The organism is Bradyrhizobium sp. URHA0013, assembly GCF_000518345.1.
GTDB lineage: Bacteria > Pseudomonadota > Alphaproteobacteria > Rhizobiales > Xanthobacteraceae > Bradyrhizobium.
Genome location: NZ_KI912427.1, coordinates 913,972 through 932,658 on the forward strand (window position 1 = coordinate 913,972; position 18,687 = coordinate 932,658).

An 18,687-nucleotide genomic window follows, 5' to 3' on the forward strand; every position below is an offset into this window, starting at 1 on the left:
GAGACCTCCTAGCCTTCGAGCCGTCACTCGAAGGGAGACCGATCGTGGAGCGCAGCGATGCGCATGAGGTGGCCGATCCCGCTGAGCCGCGCGCCGAACTGTCACGGCCCGGGACCGGACGTTATGTGCTGAAGGCGTTGGACAAGCCCGATCTGGAGCTGGTGATGCGAACCGGCCGGCTCGCGACCTACCAGAACCGCGAATATCTGCTGCGGGAGGGCGAGCCCGCAAACGGCGTCCACATCATCCTGAACGGAATCGTCGAAAGCACCCATGCCGGCACGCAGGGGCGCGAATTGATGCTGTCGACCTGGGAGGCAGGCGACTTCGTCGGGGCGCCCTATATCCTCGGCGATCACCGCCACAGTTGGTCGGCCCGCGCGCTTGGGCGCGTCGAGGCACTGCATCTCGACCAGGACGCGGTCCGCCGGTTGATCGCGCAGTCGCCGTCGTTCGCAGTCGCGCTGATCGAGTGTCTCGGCTTCAAGGGCGAGACCTATTCGATGCTGGCGCAGACGCTGGCGGGACAGAAGGCGGCGGAACGGTTGGTGCTGCTGCTGGTCAAGCTGTGCGAGAACGCAGCCCAGGACGAGAGCGGCCCGATCTCGCTCGGCCGCATCACGCAGGCCAATCTCGCGCGCATGATCGGTGCGACGCGCCAGTCGATCAGCCTGATCCTCAGCCGCCTCCAGGACGACGGCATCATCTGGACTGGCCCGACCAAGATGGTCGTCAACGATCTCGCTGCGCTCAGGAAGCAGGTGGCGGACTAGGTGTGGTCTTATAAGGTCAGCCCACCGTTGCAAACGGAAGTCTTCCGCGTTGAGCATGATGGACGGCTTGTGACCCGTTGCGGACGATCGCAGCAATGCACATCGACTACGATACCAGGCCGAGGCAATCGGCTAGATCGGCCCAAGATTTTTACTCGGCACTTGCGCCAGTGCGGCATCGATGGCGGTTTGCAACTCTGCCAGCAAGCAAGGCTTTCTCACGACCGGGGTGCCCCTGAAGGCATCAGGCACACCCGACGATCCGTAGCCGCTCACGAAGAAAAAGGGCTTGCCGCGTCCCGCAACTGCTGTGGCGATTGGCTCGATGGTGTCGCCGCCGAGATTGATGTCCAGGATCGCGAGATCGAACTCGGCATCCGTCGCAAGAACGGCACCCTTGGTGACGTTTCCCGCTTCTGCAACAACTGAATGACCCGCTTCCTCGATCATCTCGACCAGCATCATTCGGATGAGCGCTTCATCTTCGATGAGGAGGACTGATGCAGACACGGATCTCGCCGTTTCTCAGGCGGGACCCGTCTGCTGCGAGGCCGCGTTCAGGAGCTGGGAAACAGCCGAAACGACTTGCGCGGGCGCAAATGGTTTCTGAAGCAGAACGCTGTTCGGTACACCGAAGATGGGCCATTTATCGGCCGCGCCGCCGGTCATGTAAACCACGGGAAAATGCGGATCGATCTCACGGGCGGCCCTTGCGACCTCCCAGCCGTCGAGGCGCCCCAGCAGATTGACGTCAGTGACGAGCGCCCGGTAGGGCTGACCACCCTTCAGGAGCGTGACGGCTTCCTCGCCCGTCTTCACGGTCGCGATCTGAAAGCCTCCCTCCGAGAGAGCGTCTTCGACGATGAGCTGGAGCGCATCCTCGTCTTCGATCAACAGAATGGTTGGAAGTTCCGCCGTATTCACATCTTCCCCCTGCTTCGCCCAACGTTACAAAGTGCACATAAGGTTCTTTGTTCCATCGGTGGAACGAACAAAGCGAAGCAGTTCAAGCTACGCCGGGCACTTAGAGACCAGTACGTGCCATTCCTCCCGCGGCGCCAATTCCTCTTCAAAATTAATGGAGGAACATTCCTGCCATTGCCAAGTTTTCCCGATACCCTTCCCCAAGGGTGACCCCAATGGCCCCAGCTCAATGCCCCCCCGCGAGCTGGGGCCTCTTTTTCCCGGACGATTGAGCTGACATCGGGAAGCACAACCGCTTCTTGTCAAAGGAGTGCAGGCCCGAGCGCCGGGCGCCGTAGCAAATCATTTTCGGGCCGACTTCGACGGTGCTGGGACCAGCCCCATACACAGCTGCACCTCGGCCGGGACATTGTAGGTCCGCATGATGTGGCGGCTGTCGCGCAAGCCGGATGCCTCACGCTGCACCACGAACATCCAGAGCGCGTGACCGGCTTCCATCACCAGCTTGCGCCTTGCTGGTTGCATCGAGTCCGGCACCTCGGGGAGGGCATGGGCGGCGTCGAACTCGCGCAAGCGCGCGAGCGCCTGCTCGAGCGTGCGGCCCATCCGTCCAAGCGCGGAGGCCTGTTCCTGAACGATCTCATAATGGAGGATATCGACCGGCGGCCGAAGATCACGGGACATGAGGCCCAATATAGGAGCGCCGGAACGGCCTGCAACGCATGCCCGCCTGGCGCTACTTCGCCCGATAAGCCGCCAGGAACATCCGCGTCGCGCTGTCGACGACCTCGCTCATGCGTTCTTCCGACGGTGCGGGCGCGGCCTGAAAGACGAAGGGCAGGAAGAGCGAGGCCTTGCACAGTTCCATGAACTGCGACGCCGCCAGATCGCAATCGTCGATCTCGAGATCGCCGGAGGCGACATGGGTGTTGAGATAGTCGGAGAGGCGGTTGATGGATTTGTCCAGCACGCGCGCATAATAGCGGCGGCCGAGATCGGGCATGCGCTCGGCGATCGCCATCACGGTACGGATCGCCGATCCGCCGCCGGGCCGGCACAGCAAACGATTGTAGGCCCGGCCGAAATCCTTCAGCGTGGTTTCAACATCGCGTGCCGGATCGAAATTGAACGCGACCTGCCCGTGCTGGAGCGCCTCCTGCTCGAGGATGGCTTCGAACAGCGCGCATTTGTCGGCGAAGTAGACGTAAAGCGTGCCTTTGGAGACCTGCGCCGCGCGGGCGATTTCGCCCATGCTGGCACCGTCAAACCCGAGATCCATGAACACCTTGCGGGCCCCGTCCAGGATCTGGCGGCGTTTGGAGCTGTCCTCCTCTTGGATGACGTGCAGATGTTCGCGGCCGGCTACAACCATTGGTTCAGGGTCTCGGAAAGTTTTTGCTTCGGTCGAGGGTCATGAAACCGAAATAAAGGATTCGGGCCAGTAGGGTCTGCCCGGGAATATTATCTATATTGACCGAACCGTTCGGTCAATGATATTTGGGATCGGCGAGAGGGACCCGGCCGCACGGCGGCCGTCCCTCATTGCGCTTTTTTGGGGGAGGCCTCCATGGCCGTAGTGAGAGACCATGCTGCGCGCGTCCTTCGCCCGGACGCCGTGGAGACGCCGACGCCCGCGGGTGGTGACGCTGCCACCGAGACGTCTGTAGCTCTCGCCGAGCAGTTGCGCTCTCATGTGGCCGAGGAAACCAAGCGCCGCCCCAGCGAGGCGCCGGAGACGCCCGTGACCGACAAGCCGGCCGCAGCTCCCGACGCCGCCGGCGCGCCGAAGTCCGGCAAGCGCAAGTTCGTGATGATGGGAGTAGGGCTGGTGCTGGCGCTCGCGGCCGCGAGCTATGCCGGCTATTACACGCTGGTCGGCCGCTTCTACGTCGCGACCGACGACGCCTATGTCCGCGCCAATAACACCATGCTGGGCGCGCGCGTTGCCGGCCACGTCTCCTCGATCCTCGCCGGCGACAACACGACGGTGCGCGCCGGTGACATCGTCTTCCGCATCGACGACGGCGACTACAAGATCGCGGTCGACGCCGCCGCGACCAGGATCGCGACCCAGCAAGCCACCATCGATCGCATCGGCCGCCAGGTCGCGGCACTCGACAGCCAGGTCGCGCAGGCCAAGGCGCAGCTCGTCTCCGCCGAAGCCGGCCTCAAGCGCGCCGACCTCGATTATGATCGCCAGCAGGCGCTGAGCAACAAGGGGTTTGCCTCGCGCGCCACCTTCGAGAGCTCCGAAGCCGGACGCGACCAGGGCGCCGCCGCGGTCAAGGCTGCGCAGGCCGCCTACGACGTCGCACTCAGCAATGTCGACGTCGCCAAGGCGCAGCAGGCCGAAGCGCAGGCGCAGCTCGCCGAGCTCAAGACCACGCTGGCCAAGGCCGAGCGCGATCTCGCCTTCACCGCGGTGCGCGCGCCGGTCGACGGCACGTTCTCGAACCGCCTCGTCAGCGCCGGCGACTTCGTCGCGGTGGGCCAGCGGCTCGGCAATGTCGTGCCGCTCGACAACGTCTATATCGACGCCAATTTCAAGGAGACCCAGCTCAAGCGCATCCGCCCCGGCCAGCCGGTGACGATCAAGGTCGACGCCTACGGCATGCGCAAGTTCTCCGGTGTCGTCGACAGCATCGCGGCGGGGTCGGGCTCGGTGTTCACGCTGCTGCCGCCTGACAACGCCACCGGCAACTTCACCAAGATCGTGCAGCGCGTGCCGGTCCGCATCCGCGTGCCGAAGTCGGTCGCAAAGCAAAACCTGCTCCGCGCCGGCATGTCGGTCACTGCGACCGTCGACACCAACAAGGGCGCGGCCGACGCCGACAGCGAGGTCGATCTCGACGACGCCACCATGATCCATCCGCAGTAGCGCGCCTGCGCCGCGAGGTCAGACCATGGCGAACGCCACGATCGCTTCACCTGCCATGATGGCGGACCCCGCTTCGGAGCGCATCGCGCCGAAGCGGCTGTTCGCTTTCATCATCATGGTGTTCGGGATGTTCATGTCGATCCTGGACATCCAGATCGTCTCGGCGTCCCTGAGTGAAATCCAGGCCGGCCTGTCGGCAAGCTCCAGTGAAGTCTCCTGGGTCCAGACCGCCTATCTGATCGCCGAAGTGATCGCGATTCCGCTGTCGGGATTCTTGTCGCGCGCCTTCGGCACGCGGCTGTTGTTTGCGATCTCGGCGGCCGGCTTTACCGCATCGAGCCTGCTCTGCGGCTTCGCCACCACCATCGAGGAGATGATCCTCTGGCGCGCGCTGCAAGGTTTTCTCGGCGCCGGCATGATCCCGACGGTGTTCGCTTCGGCCTACACCGTCTTCCCACGCACCAAATTCCACATCGTCGGTCCCATCATCGGGCTCGTCGCGACGCTGGCTCCGACCATCGGGCCGACCGTCGGCGGCTACATCACCGACCTGATGTCCTGGAACTGGCTGTTCTTCATCAACATCGTGCCCGGCATCGGGATCACCATCGGTGTGCTGGCGCTGGTCGATTTCGACGAGCCGCATTTCGAATTGCTCGATCGCTTCGACTGGTGGGGGCTGCTGTTCATGGCCGGCTTCCTCGGCACGCTGGAATACGTGCTGGAGGAAGGCCCGCAATATGAATGGATGCAGGACCCCTCGGTCGCGATCTGCGCCTGGATCTGCGGCATCTCCGCGATTGCCTTCTTCTGGCGCGTCTTCACGGCGGCCGAGCCGATCGTCAATCTACGCACCTTTTCCAACCGCAATTTTGCGATCGGCTGCGTCCTTCAGTTCTGCATCGGCATCGGCCTCTACGGCCTCACCTACATCTATCCGCGCTATCTCGCCGAAGTGCGCGGCTATAGCGCGCTGATGATCGGCGAGACCATGTTCGTCTCGGGCATCACCATGTTCCTGGTCGCGCCGGTGGTCGGCCGTCTCATGGCGAAGTACGACATGCGCTACATGATCGCGTTCGGGCTCGTCGTGTTCGCGCTCGGCTCCTACCAGATGACCTGGATCACGCGCGACTACGATTTCTACGAGCTGTTGATTCCGCAGATCCTGCGCGGCATCGGCATGATGTTCGCGATGGTGCCGACCAACAACATCGCGCTCGGCACGCTCGCACCTGACCGGGTGAAGAACGCCTCGGGCCTCTTCAACCTGATGCGCAATCTCGGCGGCGCGGTCGGTCTTGCCGTCATCAACACCGTGCTCAACGACCGCACGGACCTGCACATCAGGCGCCTGCAGGAGCGCGTCACCTGGGGCAACGCGACCGCGACCGAAACCCTGACCATGTTCATGCAGAAGTTCCAGGGGCTCGGCGATTCCACGCTGATGGCGATGAAGCAGCTGTCGCAGCTCGTGCATCGCCAGGCCGTGGTGATGGGCTTCGGCGATGCCTTTTTCATCCTGACGCTGTTCTATCTCGGCCTCACCCTGCTCGTCACACTGTTGAAGAGGCCGGCCTCGCCGTTCGGCGCCAGCGGCGACGCGCACTAAGCCAGCCACTCATTCGGTGTCATCGCCCGGCTTGACCGGGCGATCCAGTATTCCGAAAAGCCTATAATAGAGCCTAGGCGCCGCGGCGTACTGGATGCCCCGCCTTCGCGGGGCATGACGGAGGAGAGCGCGGCGACGCGTACTAATTTGCAACACTCGTGCGTGATCTCGCGCGAGCCCCGTTGCAAATCACCAATGACACATCTATAAAGCGCACCTCATTCCATCGAACCGGGAGGATTTGCATGATTTCGTCGCATTCGCAGATCGCACGCCCGCGCTCGATGATGTTCTGGCTCGGTATCTGCTCGGCCTCCTAGAGGCCTCTTCCGCCAGCTTCGATTGGGCTTCCAGTCCCGATCGCTCCGCTCCCCAAGTCCAAAACCAACTTCAAGTGACGCCGTCTCGGCCCTCGCGGCCGACCTGCGTCCATCAATGGAGCCGGCCCGCGGCATAAGCGGCCGGATGATGCCATGACCGCTCTGTCAAAAAGGCCCGCGGCGATACGCGTGGTGCTGCCCTTCGTGTTCCGGCACTGGCTGAAGCAGCCGGGGCGTACGCTCGTCGTGGCCGGCGGCTTGTTGGGTGCGACCATCGCCGACCTGTTCATGCCGGTCTTCTCCGGACATCTGGTCGACGCCCTGACGCGCGGCCCATCCGATCCCGCCGCGCGTCACGCGGCGCTGATGGCATTGGGCGGTATCGTGGCGCTGGGCGCAGCCTCCATGGTGCTGCGGCTGACCGGCCTCCAGGCCATCGTGCCGTTCTCGCTGAAGATCATGTCCGAGGTCGCGCAGGAAGCCTTCATGCGCGTGCAACGGTTCTCGACCGACTGGCACGCCAACTCCTTCGCGGGATCCACGGTGCGCAAGGTCACCCGCGGCATGTGGGCGCTCGACCTGTTGAACGACACCATCTTGATGGCGCTGGCGCCGTCGCTGCTGGTGCTGATCGGGTCGATGATCCTGCTCGGCGTGCACTGGGCCTCGCTTGGCGCGGTGATCGCGCTCGGCGCGCTGGCCTATGTCACGATGACGGTGCTGTTCTCGACGCGCTACATCGCGCCGGCCGCGCGCGTCTCCAATGCCTGGGACACCAAGGTCGGCGGCACACTGGCGGATGCGCTGACCTGCAACGCCGTGGTGAAGTCTTTCGGCGCGGAGGCGCGCGAGGATGCGCGGCTTGCCCGTGTCGTCAACCGCTGGCGCGTGCGCGTGCGGCGGACCTGGCTGCGCTACAACTACACCAATCTGGCGCAGCTCTCGGTGTTGCTGGCCCTGCGCGCCTCCGTGATCGGCGGTGCCGTGCTGCTGTGGATGTCGGGGCAGGCCTCGCCCGGCGACGTCACCTATGTGCTGACGAGCTACTACGTCATCCATGCCTATTTGCGCGACGTCGGAATGCACATCAACAACCTGCAGCGCTCGGTCAACGACATGGAAGAGCTGGTGGCGATCCACGACGAGCCGATAGGGATTGCGGATGCGACGGACGCGCGGCCGATCACGATCGAGCGCGGCGAGCTCGTGTTCGACGATGTCACGTTCCATTACGGCGGCCACCACGCGCCGCTCTATGACGGACTGTCGGTCACGATCCGCGCCGGCGAACGCGTCGGTCTCGTCGGCCGCTCCGGCTCCGGCAAGACCACGTTCGTCAAGCTGGTGCAGCGGCTCTACGACGTCACCGGCGGCCGCGTTCTGATCGATGGGCAAGACATCGCCAAGGCCACTCAGCATTCGCTGCGCAGCCAGATCGCGATCGTGCAGCAGGACCCGATCCTGTTCCACCGCTCGCTCGCCGAGAACATCGCCTATGGCCGGCCCGGCGCCAGCCTCGAGGCGGTCGAGCAGGCGGCACGGCTGGCCAACGCGCACGACTTCATCGTGCGCCTGCCCAAGGGCTACGGCACGCTGGTTGGCGAGCGCGGCGTCAAGCTCTCCGGCGGCGAGCGGCAGCGCGTGGCGCTGGCGCGCGCCTTCCTGGCCGATGCGCCGGTGCTGATCCTGGACGAAGCGACCTCGAGCCTCGATTCGGAATCCGAGGCGCTGATCCAGCAGGCGATGGAGCGGCTGATGAGAGGCCGGACCTCGATCGTGATCGCGCACCGGCTGTCGACGGTGAAGAGCCTCGATCGCATCCTGGTGTTCGACCGCGGCGAGATCGTCGAGCAAGGCACCCATGCCAAGCTCGCAGCCAAGCCCGGCGGCATCTATCGCGGGCTGTTCGAGCGCCAGGTGGTGGAGCTCGGACAGATCGCAGCAGCGGAATGAGTGACGCGCGGCCGATGGACCAATGTCGGCCGCGTCGCCGAAGAATCGGTCAAGGATGGGTGACATGAAAGACCTGACCAACGGCTCTATCGCGAAGCACATTCTGGGCATGGCGCCGCCGATCATGGTCGGTATGGTCACGATCATGCTTTGCCAGCTGGTCGATCTGTACTTCGTCTCGGGCTTGGGCGATGCCGCGGTCGCGGGCGTGGCGGCGGCCGGCAATGCCGGCTTTCTCATCAGCGCGCTGATGCAGGTGCTCGGGGTCGGCGCGGTGTCGTTGATCGCGCATGCCGTGGGACGCAAGGATCGGCCGGATGCCAATTTGATCTTCAATCAGGCGATCGTGCTGTCGGTGCTGTTCGGACTGTTGACGCTGGTCGCAGGCGCGGCGCTGTCGCGCGCCTACATGCATGCGATCGCCGCGGACGAAGCCACGATCGAGGCGGGGACCACGTATCTGCTGTGGTTCATGCCGGCGCTCGCGTTGCAATTCGCGAGCCAGGTGATGGGATCCGCGCTGCGCGCCACCGGCATCGTGCGTCCCACGATGCTGGTGCAGGCGCTTGCGGTGGCCATCAACATCGCGCTGGCGCCGGTTCTGATCGCGGGCTTGGGCACGGGCCATGCGCTCGGCGTTGCCGGTGCGGGGCTGGCGAGCTCGATCGCGGTGTTGATCGGCGTCGTGATGCTGCTTGCCTATTTTCGCAAGGTCGAACGCTATGTCGCCTTCAATCCGGCGCAGTGGCGTCCGCAGGCGCAGCATCTGAAGCGCATCCTCAATGTCGGTCTGCCTGCCGGCGGCGAGTTCGCGATGATGTTCATCTTGATGGCGGTGGTCTATTTCGTGCTGCGCGATTTCGGTGCGGCGGCGCAGGCGGGTTTCGGGATCGGACAACGGGTCCTGGGCCTGATCCAGATGCCGGCGCTTGCGGTTGCGCTCGCCGCCGGGCCGATCGCCGGCCAGAACATGGGTGCCGGAAAAGGCGAGCGCGTGCGCGAAACCTTCGTCAAGGCGGCGCTGATCACCAGTGTCGTGATGATCGGCTTCATGTGCCTCGCGCAGTCGAAGCCGCAGCTCCTGCTCGCGGGGTTCTCGAACGACCGGGAAACCATGGAGATCGCGTTCCTGTTCCTGCGGATCATCTCGATCAACATGGTGGCGCAGGGCGTGATCTTCACCTGCTCGAGCATGTTCCAGGGCCTCGGCAATACCAAGCCGGTGCTGTGGAGTTCGGCAACGCGCGTACTCACCTATTCGCTGCCGGCGATCTGGTTGTCGACGCGGCCGGGCTTCCGGATCGAGCACGTCTGGTACCTGTCGATCGCGGCAACCACGCTGCAGGCGGCCCTGAGCTTGTGGCTGCTACGGCGTGAATTCAGGAAGCGCCTTGTCATGCTCCGACATGAGGAGTCCCCGGAGCAGGCTGCGCCCGAGCCCGTGGCGTCTCCTGTACGCGCGCCCGCGTAGCGAGCGCTTGTCCCAGCCCCACGGCTCCGGCAAACTTGCCGCGCCGTGGGGATCGCCTGCAGGGGCCAAATGACCGGAGTGTTGTACGAGCAGCGGCCCAATTCCTGGCTCTCCGCGATCTGGGCGGCACGCTATCGCACGCCAGCCCGCTTCGTCGCGCTGATCGCGTTGCTGTTGCCATGGACCACGACCGGGCTCATTTTCGCGCTCATTCCCTGGCTGATCGCGTTCGCGTTCCTCGACCTTCGCGAATTTCCGCGTTCGCTGCTTCGGCCGATGTGCCTGCTGCCGATTGCGCTGGTCGCACTCGCCGCCATCGGCACGCTCTGGTCGGATGCGCCGTGGCCGGACCGAATCCATGCGATCGGCCCGGCAGCGAAGCTGCTGGTGATTCCGCTCCTGATCTACCAGTTCGAGCGCTGGCCCTATGGCAACTGGGTGTTTTCCGCGTTCCTGGTGTCCTGCACGGCGCTGATGCTCTATTCCTTTGCCGTCGCCGCCGATCCCGCACTGTCGCTGAAACTCTATCTGTCGCGCGGGCCTTACAAGGTCGAAAGCGGGATCGCGGTGCGCAATTATATCGACCAGAGCCAGGAATTCGCGCTCTGTGCGATCGCGCTGGTTTATCCCACCGTGTCGCTGCTACGACGAGGCCGCTACCGTAGCGCGGCGCTGTTCGTGGCGCTCGCGATTGGATTCCTCGCCAACATGATGTTCGTCGTGGTCTCGCGCACGGCGCTGGTGACGCTGCCGATCCTGATCGTGGTCTTCGCGCTCTTGCATTTGCGCCGCCGCACCGCGCTGCTCGCCGTCGGTGCGATGGGGCTGTTGGCCTTGACGTTGTGGAGCGCCTCGCCGCATCTGCGCACGACCGTCGCCAAATTCAGCGGAGACTACGAGGTCAGCATCGTCGGCAACGACGTCAGCGGCATGGGATCGCGACTGGAGTTCTGGCGCAAATCGCTGGCATTCACCGCGGACGCGCCGCTGCTCGGTCACGGCACCGGCGCGATCCGCGGCCTGTTCGCGCGCGCGGCTGTCGGCGAGAGCGGGGTTCGGGCGGAAATCGTCGGTGATCCCCACAACCAGACGCTCAATGTCGCCGTGCAATGGGGCGCGTTGGGCGTCGTGGTCCTCTACGCGCTCTGGTTCGCGCACCTCTCGCTGTTTCGCGGCGAGGGGCTGGCTTGCTGGGTCGGCCTCCTGGTCGTGGTGCAGAACATGCTGTCCTCGCTGCTCAACTCGCATCTGTTCGATTTCGCCGAGGGCTGGATCTACGTGCTTGGAGTCGGCGTTGCCGGCGGCATGGCGCTCGCCGCGAAGACGATACGGAGCTAGTGCGTGCCCAAACTGTTCCAGACCAGGCCCAGGCCCGACAGGAACAACAGCCCGAGCACGACATCGCCAAAATGCTTGTCGCTCAATGCGTGGTAGACGCGCGCGCCGGCCCATGCGCCGATCAGCGTGCCCGGAAATGCGATCACCGCGAGCCAGATCACCTTGAACGCGACGAGGCCCGAGGCCGTCTGCAACACCAAAGCGGCGGCCAGCACGGTGAAATTGAACAGCTGGAAGATGCCGCGCCGCTCGTGCTTGTTCCAGCCGCGGATGTTGGCCCACAGGATCGGAAGCGGCCCCGACAGTCCGGCAAGGCCACCTAATACGCCGCCGGCAAGGCCGATCGCGCCGTCGGCAATGCGGCCGCCGAAGGTGACGGCGAGCGGCTGCTTGTTCAGATAGAGAGCGGTTGAAAACACCAGGATCAGCACGCCGACGCTCAGCTTGAACACTTTCGGATCGGCGGAGGCGACCAGCATGGTGCCCAGCGGCACGCCGATCAGTCCTCCAATCAGGAACGGCCAGACCAGCGAGAGATCAAAACTTTTCCACATCGAGGGCAGCGTCGAGCTCTGCGCGATCACCGAGCAGATCAGCACCAGCGGCACCGCGAGCGAGGGCGGCAGCACGTAGAGCCAGATGCCGAGTGCCATCAGCGCCGTGCCGAATCCGGCAAGGCCCGAGACGAAGCCCCCGGCCAGTGCGCCGAGCAGCAGCAGCGCGTAGGTGAGTATTTCCAACAGATTGTCCCTGTCGCCTGTGCGATCCCGAACTGTTGATCGCCGTCGCTCGCATAGCACAGCTGCGGCCGTGCAGGTCAATTTCAAAACCGCACGCAAGCGTGATCCCCAGCGGCGGGCGTTCGCGAAAGACAGGCCTAGATGATGCTCGTACTTCAACCTGGGGGGCCGCTCGACGCCATCATGCGGTTCGATCGGTGATTTCCCGAATAAGCGTATGGAGAAGGACGATGACCCGCACGAAGATTGCCGTCGCGGCCGCGCTAGTGGCGGCGGCGGCCTTGATGCCGACAATGGCGCAGGCCCAGTTTTCCGAGCCTGCGGCCTATCAGGCTGCTCATCCGGACCGCGACGTTCTGAATGGCGGCCAGCTCACGCCCGCCGCGCGCGGGGCCCGCGGCGAGTCCCTCGCGCCGAGCGAAGCCTATGCGGCCTATCCGTCCCCCGTCGCGCCGGTCGTGCGCTCGCGGCATCGCCGCCAGCATCAATAGGCTGTTGCTAGACGATCTGTCTGGTGTCGGCGGGCCTGTGCAGCGCGCCGACCAGGATGCGCAGCGCCTCCGTCAATTCCGCCCTGTTGCGCGCCGCGCCTAGCGAAACGCGTGCCGCGTGTGGCGCGGTCCCGTCGACGGTGAAGGCCTCGCCGGCGACGACTGCCAGTCCATTCCGCAGCAGATGTGCCGCGACGTCGGGACGGTCCTCCGGCAGCCGCAGCCATAGATGGTGAGCGGCGGACTTGGCCTGGAACTCGAAGCCTTTGAGCGCGCGTTGCACGAGCTGCTGCCGGCCGACGGCCTCGCTCCTGATCGCGGTGATGATGCGGTCGGCGATGCCGGTCTTGATCCAATGCGTCACCAGCGCGACCATCAGCGGCGCCGGCATCTGCACCGTCGCCTGCAAAGAGTTGCGCATCTCCCGCTGCGAGCTGCTGTCGGGCGTCACCAGATAGGCGACCCGCAGCGCGGGCGCGATGCATTTCGACAGCGTGGTCGCGAGATATGTCCGATCCGGAATGAGATTGGCGATCGGCGATGCCGACCGATCGAGCAGCCCGTAGGCGTCGTCCTCGATCAGAATCGTATCGGAATCGTTGATGATCCTTGCGATGGCGCTGCGGCGCTCGGGGAGAAGCGTCGCAGTGGTCGGATTGTGCAGCGTCGGAATGAGATAGACCGCTTTCGGCTTATGCGTGCGACAGGCCTTTGCCAGCGCGTCGGGCAGGATGCCGCCGTCGTCCATGGCGACGCCGACGAGCTTGACGCCGAGCCGCGCCGCGGCGGCCTTGATGCCGGGAAAGGTGAGCGCCTCCGTCAGCACCACGTCGCCGGGCCGGGCGAAGTGGGCGAGCAGGTTGAACAGGATCGTCTGCGCGCCGGGAAAGATCATGAGCCTATCGGCATGCGCATGCGGCACGCGTGCGCGCATCCATCGCGCGGCGACCTCGCGCTCGTGTGCGCTGCCGCCGGGCGGCTGGTAGTTGAGATGCGCCGTCAGGCCCGATTGCGCGCGGATGGCTTCCATCCCGGCGATGATGCGCTCGTCGAGCTGCGCTTCGAGAGGTTGCGGCGGCACGTTCATCGAGAGGTCGATCGCGACGGGATGCGGCAGATCGACCGCGCGGCGCGCGCTGGTCTCCGACACGAACGAGCCCTGGCCGACCCGGGCCTCCATGATGCCGCGGCGCCGCGCCTCGGTGTAGGCGCGCGTCACCGTGGTGAGGTCGATGCCGAGCGCCTTTGCCAGCGCCCGCTGCGTCGGCAATTGTTGGCCGCGCACCAGCCGGCCGGCGGCGATGTCGGCCTCCATGGCCTCGACGATGCGCTGATAGCGCGGCCCGCTCAGCTCCGAGATTGTAGGGGTCCAATCCATGCAATTAAGGCCTATATCCTTTGAATGTATGGATGCAAGATATTATTGTATGGATCGTAGAAAAGGAAGAGGTGGGGTCATGGCGACCGTTTCAGTCTCTCTCACGAAAGCGATGTGGCGCGGTTTCTTGGGCAAATGCCCCAACTGCGGCGAGGGGCACGCGTTCGGCCGTTTCCTGAAGGTGGCGGATACCTGCGACCATTGCGGCGAGGAGCTGTTTCACCAGCGCGCCGACGATTTCCCGGCCTATCTCGTGATGGTCGTGGTCGGCCATCTCGTGGTGCCGGCAATCCTCGCGGTCGAGACCGCCTATGCGCCGGCCGTCTGGCTGCAACTGGCGGTGTGGCTGCCGGTGACCTTGTTCGCTTCGCTTGCGCTGCTGCAGCCGACCAAGGGCGCCATCGTCGGGCTGCAATGGCAGATCGGCATGCACGGTTTTGAGGCGGGCAAGCTGCGGCGCGAAGCTGGTCAGGGTGCACCCGTTTTCGTCAAGGTGAACACGCGCGCGGCTTAAGGGGCCGTAGCGTTTACATCGCGAGACCGGCCGCTACACTCCATCGTACAAACAAGAACGATGGAAACGCCGATGGCCGCACGCTCAAAAACCTTCCTGCTTTGTCACGGCGCGTGGTCCGGCGGGTGGGCCTGGAAGAAGATGCATCCGCTGATGGCGCAGGCCGGGCATCGCCTGATTGCGCCGACCTATACCGGCCTCGGCGAGCGCGCGCATCTGGCCAGTCCCGCGATCGATCTCGATACGCATATCCAGGACATTCTCAATGTCATCAGGTTCGAGGACCTCGAGGACATCGTGCTGCTCGGCCACAGCTATGGCGGCATGGTCGCCACCGGCGTCGCCGATCGCGCGCGCGAGCGGGTGACGCAATTGATCTACCTCGACGCCTTCGTGCCGCGTGACGGCCAATCGCTGTTCGATCTCCATGAGGGCGGGCGCGAGCCGATGCGCAAGGCTGCAAGCTCAGGCGACGGCTACCGCATCCCGCCGAACCCGCCGCCGCCGGACACGCCGCAGGCCGATCTCGACTGGCTCAATGCGCGCCGGATCAACATGCCGATGAAATGTTTCGAGACGAAGCTGAAGCTCGAACATGGCGAGCCGGTGATGCCGCGCAGCTACATCTATTGCACGCGCATTCCGCCGGGCGACGTGTTCGGGCAGTTTGCGAAGCGCACCAAGAGCGAGGATGGCTGGCGCACTTTCGAACTCGACGCGAGCCATGCATCGAATGTCACGGCGCCGGAGGCGTTGATGGCGGTCCTGGAGAAGATCGTCGGATAGAGAGCCAAAATGGTGAGGGGCCCGATGCATTAACACCGAGCCCCTCGTCACTTCTTGGTAAGACACGTTTTCTTCACGCGAACCGGAAAACCACTTCGCTCGAAAACGCTTTAGAATATCAGCCGGCCTGTAAGCCGGGTTCTGTAAGGCACCGTCCGCTTGCGCGAACGATACGTGACGGCCATTCCTCTGGGACCATGTTTGCACAGGGCCTCGAGCAACCTACCCGGACGGCGGGCCTGACATCGCCCCGCGGCGTTATCGCTTTCGCGAACAGCCCGCTACGCCGTCCCTATTCGGTTTTGCTCCCGGTGGGGTTTACCATGCCGGCTCCGTTGCCGCAGCCGCGGTGCGCTCTTACCGCACCTTTTCACCCTTACCTGCCTGCGCAGCTTGCGCTGCTACGGCGGGCGGTTCGTTCTCTGTGGCACTTTCCCTGGGGTCGCCCCCGCCGGACGTTATCCGGCACCGTATGTCAAGGGAGCCCGGACTTTCCTCCCCGGCGGCCTTTCGGCACTTGCCGGAGCGGCCGTCCGGCCGACTGACGGCTTACGCATGAAGCATTTGTGTCGGTTCCGCAAGCCGATAACGCCATGCACGGTTCGCCCGAAATAATTTATCCTGAAGATGTCGTTGGGTGCGTGTCCCGTTCGACTGGATGTCGGCGATCCAGCCGTGCAACAGGAGTTAAGCGATGCAATATTTGCTGATGATCTACCAGAACGAAGCCGAGTACGCGAATATGCGTCCGGCGGCCGGCCAGCAGATGACGGCGGAATATCAGACCTTCACGCAAGGCATCATCCAGAGCGGCAATTTCAAGGCCGGCGACCGGCTGCAGCCGACCACGACCGCGACGACCGTGCGCGTGCGCGATGGCAAGACGCTGACGACCGACGGCCCGTTTGCCGAAACGCGCGAGCAGCTCGGCGGCTATTACCTCGTGGAGGCCAAGGATCTCGATACCGCGATCGAGATCGCGTCGCGGATTCCGTCGGCGCGCATCGGCTCGATCGAGGTGCGGCCGATCTGGGTCTACGACAAGTGAAGGCGCAGTCGCGCATCGACATATGACATTGTCCGAGATCGACAAGATCTTCCGCGACGAGGCGGGGCGGGCGCTGGCCACGCTGATCCGCCTCGTCGGCGATTTCGATCTTGCCGAGGACGCGCTCCAGGACGCCTTTGCGGTGGCACTGGAGCGCTGGCCGGCGTGCGAGGTCCCCGACAATGCGCGTGCCTGGCTGGTCAATGTCGCCAGGCACAAGGCGATCGACCGTATCAGGCGCCAGGCCGTTTTCCGCGGCAAGGAGCAGGCGCTCGTGCACGAGCTCGAGCTGAACGCGCAGGCGCCCGTCGAGCCGCCGGCGATGGTCGACGACGACATGCTGCGGCTGATCTTCACCTGCTGCCATCCGGCGTTTGCGCCCGAAGTCCAGGTCGCGCTGACGCTGCGCACCGTCTGCGGGCTCTCCACGGCGCAGGTTGCGCGCGCCTTCCTCGTCACTGAGGAGGCGATGGGGCAGCGTCTCGTCCGCGCCAAGCAGAAGATCCGGCTCGCCGGCATTCCCTATGAGGTTCCCGAGCGCGACACGCTGGTGCCGCGGCTCGAGGGTGTGCTTGCCGTGATCTATCTGGTCTTCACCGAAGGCTATGTGGCGACGTCAGGTGCGGATTTGATGCGGCCCGATCTTGCGGCCGAGGCGATCCGGCTTGGCCGCTTGCTCGACCGGCTGTTACCCGATCGCGCGGGGATCAAGGGCCTGCTGGCGCTGATGCTGCTGCACGATGCGCGCCGCGCAGGGCGCCAGACCGCCGCCGGCGACATCGTGCTGCTGGAAGAGCAGGATCGTTCGCGGTGGGACCATGCACAGATCGAGGAGGGTCTCCGTCTGGTGGACGACGCACTGCGCGTGCCCGGCCGGCCGCAGCCCTATGCAGTCCAAGCCGCGATCGCCGCGCTGCATGCGCGCGCACCGAGCTATGAGCAGACAGACTGGCCGCAGATTGCCGGGCTCTACGAAGTACTATTGCGCATCAACCCGTCGCCGGTGATCGAGCTCAACCATGCGGCGGCGGTGTCGATGGTCGATGGGCCGGCACGTGCGCTCGATCTCGTGGATGCGACTACTGCGCGCGGCGGGCTTCGTGGCTACGAGCTGTTGCCGGCGGTGCGGGCCGATCTATTGCGGCGGCTCGGCCGGAATGAGGAGGCGCGCGAGGCCTATCGCGCTGCGACGGAGGCGACGCAGTTGAAGCCGCTGCGACGACTTTATGCGCGAAGGATGAGGGAGATGGAGTAGTTGCTGCCTCATACTCCGTCATTGCGGGGAGCACTTGCGACGAAGCAATCCAGACTGCTTCTGCGGAGGCAGCCTGGATTGCTTCGCTTTGCTCGCAATGACGGGGTGTGTGGCAGTCGTCGTCACTTCGTCGCGACGGCCGTTGTCTCCTGAGGGAGACTCCCCAACAGCGCCTGCAAGGTCGACAGCGTCGAGTGATCCGCGACCCCATCCAGTCGCGCCGGGCGGAAATGGCGCTGGAACGCGGTGACGACTTCCATGGTCGCGGCGTCGTATTTGCCGGTGAGGGGAACGCCGTAGCCGTATCTGGCGAGCGCCTGCTGCAGGCTCAGCACCTCGTCGCTGATGGTGCCGAGCATCAGGCTCTCGCCGCGCACGACCGGCGCGGGCGTGACCCAATGGCCGACGCCGGAATTGGCCAGCGAATGCCACGGAAATTTTTCGCCGGGATCCTTCTTGCGCGCGGGCGCCACGTCGGAGTGGCCGAGCACCCGGTGCGCGGGCACCTTGCGGCGAAGCATGATGCCGCGGCACAGCGCGATCACGGCGGCGATCTGGCGCAGCGGAAACTCCGGATAACCCCAGTCGTGGCCGCGATTGACGATCTCGATCCCGATCGAGCAGGAATTGATGTCGTCCTCGCCGGCCCAGGCGGACACGCCGGCATGCCAGGCGCGCCTGGCCTCGGGCACGCATTGCACGATGCGGCCGTCTTCCAGCACGACATAATGTGCCGACACCTCGGTGCCCGCCGAGCAGAGCCGCGCCAGCGCACCTTCGACGTCGGGCATGCCGGTGTAATGCAGCACGATCATGTCGGGCTGCCGGCCCTTGTTACGGTCGCCATGGTTCGGTGAGGGGATGATGTCGGAGACGATCGAGGAATCCGGCTCGAACGTCCGCATGTTCGCGGCGGCCTTGGGAACCGGGAGAACACGTTGACGCTTCGAATCAGATCCAGACGGCGTGGACGAACCGGACGACATAAACAGCTCGAGACAGACAGAGAGTGGGCCAAGCCCTTCTCTTTACTATTCCTTTACCCTCCACCGTGCGCAACCGCGCGACGAGGTTAACGGATGCATTTTGGCGCATGTGTGTGGATGAAGCATCACCGCCGCGTCAGCTTTTCGACTTGTCGCGAGCCGATCAACGCTTTCTTAACGCTAAGGGCCGTTACTGAGGGATGAAGAGCCGACCCGCGTC

At 64.6% G+C, this 18,687-nt stretch carries 18 protein-coding genes and 1 other RNA gene; 11 read left to right on the forward strand and 8 right to left on the reverse strand.

Going from position 1 to position 18,687, the window contains the following annotated elements:
* The first annotated feature begins 44 nt into the window (after nt 1-44).
* On the forward strand, nt 45-773 hold the full coding sequence (locus N551_RS0133775; RefSeq protein WP_027570679.1) for a Crp/Fnr family transcriptional regulator: 729 nt from the start codon (nt 45-47) through the stop codon (nt 771-773).
* A 132-nt stretch (nt 774-905) separates the two neighbouring features.
* Here N551_RS0133775 and N551_RS0133780 read toward each other — a convergent pair whose 3' ends face one another.
* From N551_RS0133780 to N551_RS0133795, 4 genes are all read right to left on the reverse strand, one after another.
* Nucleotides 906-1,283, reverse strand: a complete 378-nt coding sequence (locus N551_RS0133780; RefSeq protein WP_027570680.1) for a response regulator — start codon at nt 1,281-1,283, stop codon at nt 906-908.
* A 15-nt stretch (nt 1,284-1,298) separates the two neighbouring features.
* The gene (locus N551_RS0133785; RefSeq protein WP_027570681.1) at nt 1,299-1,697 is read right to left on the reverse strand and encodes a response regulator; all 399 of its coding nucleotides are present in this window, start codon (nt 1,695-1,697) and stop codon (nt 1,299-1,301) included.
* A gap of 342 nt (nt 1,698-2,039) precedes the next feature.
* Complete coding sequence (locus tag N551_RS0133790; RefSeq protein WP_027570682.1) at nt 2,040-2,381, reverse strand: DUF6665 family protein; 342 nt, start codon at nt 2,379-2,381, stop codon at nt 2,040-2,042.
* A 52-nt stretch (nt 2,382-2,433) separates the two neighbouring features.
* A complete protein-coding gene (locus N551_RS0133795) occupies nt 2,434-3,069 on the reverse strand; it encodes a TetR/AcrR family transcriptional regulator (RefSeq protein WP_027519641.1) in 636 nt (211 codons plus the stop codon).
* Nucleotides 3,070-3,264: 195 nt separating this feature from the next.
* On the opposite strand from N551_RS0133795, the gene N551_RS0133800 reads away from it, so the two are divergent.
* From N551_RS0133800 to N551_RS0133820, 5 genes are all read left to right on the forward strand, one after another.
* Entirely contained in the window at nt 3,265-4,575 is a 1,311-nt protein-coding gene (locus tag N551_RS0133800) for an HlyD family secretion protein (protein ID WP_027570683.1), read from the forward strand.
* 25 nt (nt 4,576-4,600) lie between these two features.
* Nucleotides 4,601-6,187, forward strand: a complete 1,587-nt coding sequence (locus N551_RS0133805) for a DHA2 family efflux MFS transporter permease subunit (RefSeq protein ID WP_027570684.1) — start codon at nt 4,601-4,603, stop codon at nt 6,185-6,187.
* Between the two features lie 473 nt (nt 6,188-6,660).
* Nucleotides 6,661-8,460 (forward strand): ABC transporter ATP-binding protein, encoded by a 1,800-nt coding sequence (locus N551_RS0133810; protein ID WP_027570685.1) that lies wholly within the window; start codon nt 6,661-6,663, stop codon nt 8,458-8,460.
* Nucleotides 8,461-8,524: 64 nt separating this feature from the next.
* Entirely contained in the window at nt 8,525-9,931 is a 1,407-nt protein-coding gene (locus N551_RS0133815; RefSeq protein ID WP_027570686.1) for an MATE family efflux transporter, read from the forward strand.
* Between the two features lie 69 nt (nt 9,932-10,000).
* Nucleotides 10,001-11,269 carry an O-antigen ligase gene (locus N551_RS0133820; protein ID WP_027570687.1) on the forward strand — a complete coding sequence of 423 codons (1,269 nt, stop codon included), beginning with the start codon at nt 10,001-10,003 and terminating at the stop codon, nt 11,267-11,269.
* Here the strand turns inward: N551_RS0133820 and N551_RS0133825 are convergent.
* Complete coding sequence (locus N551_RS0133825; protein WP_027570688.1) at nt 11,266-12,009, reverse strand: sulfite exporter TauE/SafE family protein; 744 nt, start codon at nt 12,007-12,009, stop codon at nt 11,266-11,268. The two genes, N551_RS0133820 and N551_RS0133825, sit on opposite strands and share 4 nt — an antisense overlap.
* A gap of 230 nt (nt 12,010-12,239) precedes the next feature.
* On the opposite strand from N551_RS0133825, the gene N551_RS0133830 reads away from it, so the two are divergent.
* The gene (locus N551_RS0133830; protein ID WP_027570689.1) at nt 12,240-12,500 is read left to right on the forward strand and encodes a hypothetical protein; all 261 of its coding nucleotides are present in this window, start codon (nt 12,240-12,242) and stop codon (nt 12,498-12,500) included.
* Between the two features lie 7 nt (nt 12,501-12,507).
* On the opposite strand, the gene N551_RS0133835 is transcribed toward N551_RS0133830, so the two are convergent.
* Nucleotides 12,508-13,878: a PLP-dependent aminotransferase family protein gene (locus N551_RS0133835; RefSeq protein WP_027570690.1), complete on the reverse strand. Its 1,371-nt coding sequence runs from the start codon at nt 13,876-13,878 to the stop codon at nt 12,508-12,510.
* A 49-nt stretch (nt 13,879-13,927) separates the two neighbouring features.
* Between N551_RS0133835 and N551_RS0133840 the strand changes: the two genes are divergently transcribed.
* The gene (locus N551_RS0133840; protein ID WP_081747981.1) at nt 13,928-14,392 is read left to right on the forward strand and encodes a DUF983 domain-containing protein; all 465 of its coding nucleotides are present in this window, start codon (nt 13,928-13,930) and stop codon (nt 14,390-14,392) included.
* Nucleotides 14,393-14,464: 72 nt separating this feature from the next.
* Nucleotides 14,465-15,178: an alpha/beta fold hydrolase gene (locus N551_RS0133845; protein ID WP_027570692.1), complete on the forward strand. Its 714-nt coding sequence runs from the start codon at nt 14,465-14,467 to the stop codon at nt 15,176-15,178.
* Nucleotides 15,179-15,292: 114 nt separating this feature from the next.
* Here the strand turns inward: N551_RS0133845 and rnpB are convergent.
* Nucleotides 15,293-15,723, reverse strand: an RNA gene (gene rnpB / locus N551_RS36725) — RNase P RNA component class A.
* A gap of 149 nt (nt 15,724-15,872) precedes the next feature.
* Between rnpB and N551_RS0133850 the strand changes: the two genes are divergently transcribed.
* On the forward strand, nt 15,873-16,226 hold the full coding sequence (locus tag N551_RS0133850) for a YciI family protein (protein WP_007600836.1): 354 nt from the start codon (nt 15,873-15,875) through the stop codon (nt 16,224-16,226).
* Between the two features lie 22 nt (nt 16,227-16,248).
* The gene (locus tag N551_RS0133855; protein WP_027570693.1) at nt 16,249-17,481 is read left to right on the forward strand and encodes an RNA polymerase sigma factor; all 1,233 of its coding nucleotides are present in this window, start codon (nt 16,249-16,251) and stop codon (nt 17,479-17,481) included.
* A 122-nt stretch (nt 17,482-17,603) separates the two neighbouring features.
* On the opposite strand, the gene N551_RS0133860 is transcribed toward N551_RS0133855, so the two are convergent.
* Complete coding sequence (locus tag N551_RS0133860; RefSeq protein ID WP_035963407.1) at nt 17,604-18,386, reverse strand: N-acetylmuramoyl-L-alanine amidase; 783 nt, start codon at nt 18,384-18,386, stop codon at nt 17,604-17,606.
* Nucleotides 18,387-18,687 lie beyond the last annotated feature (301 nt).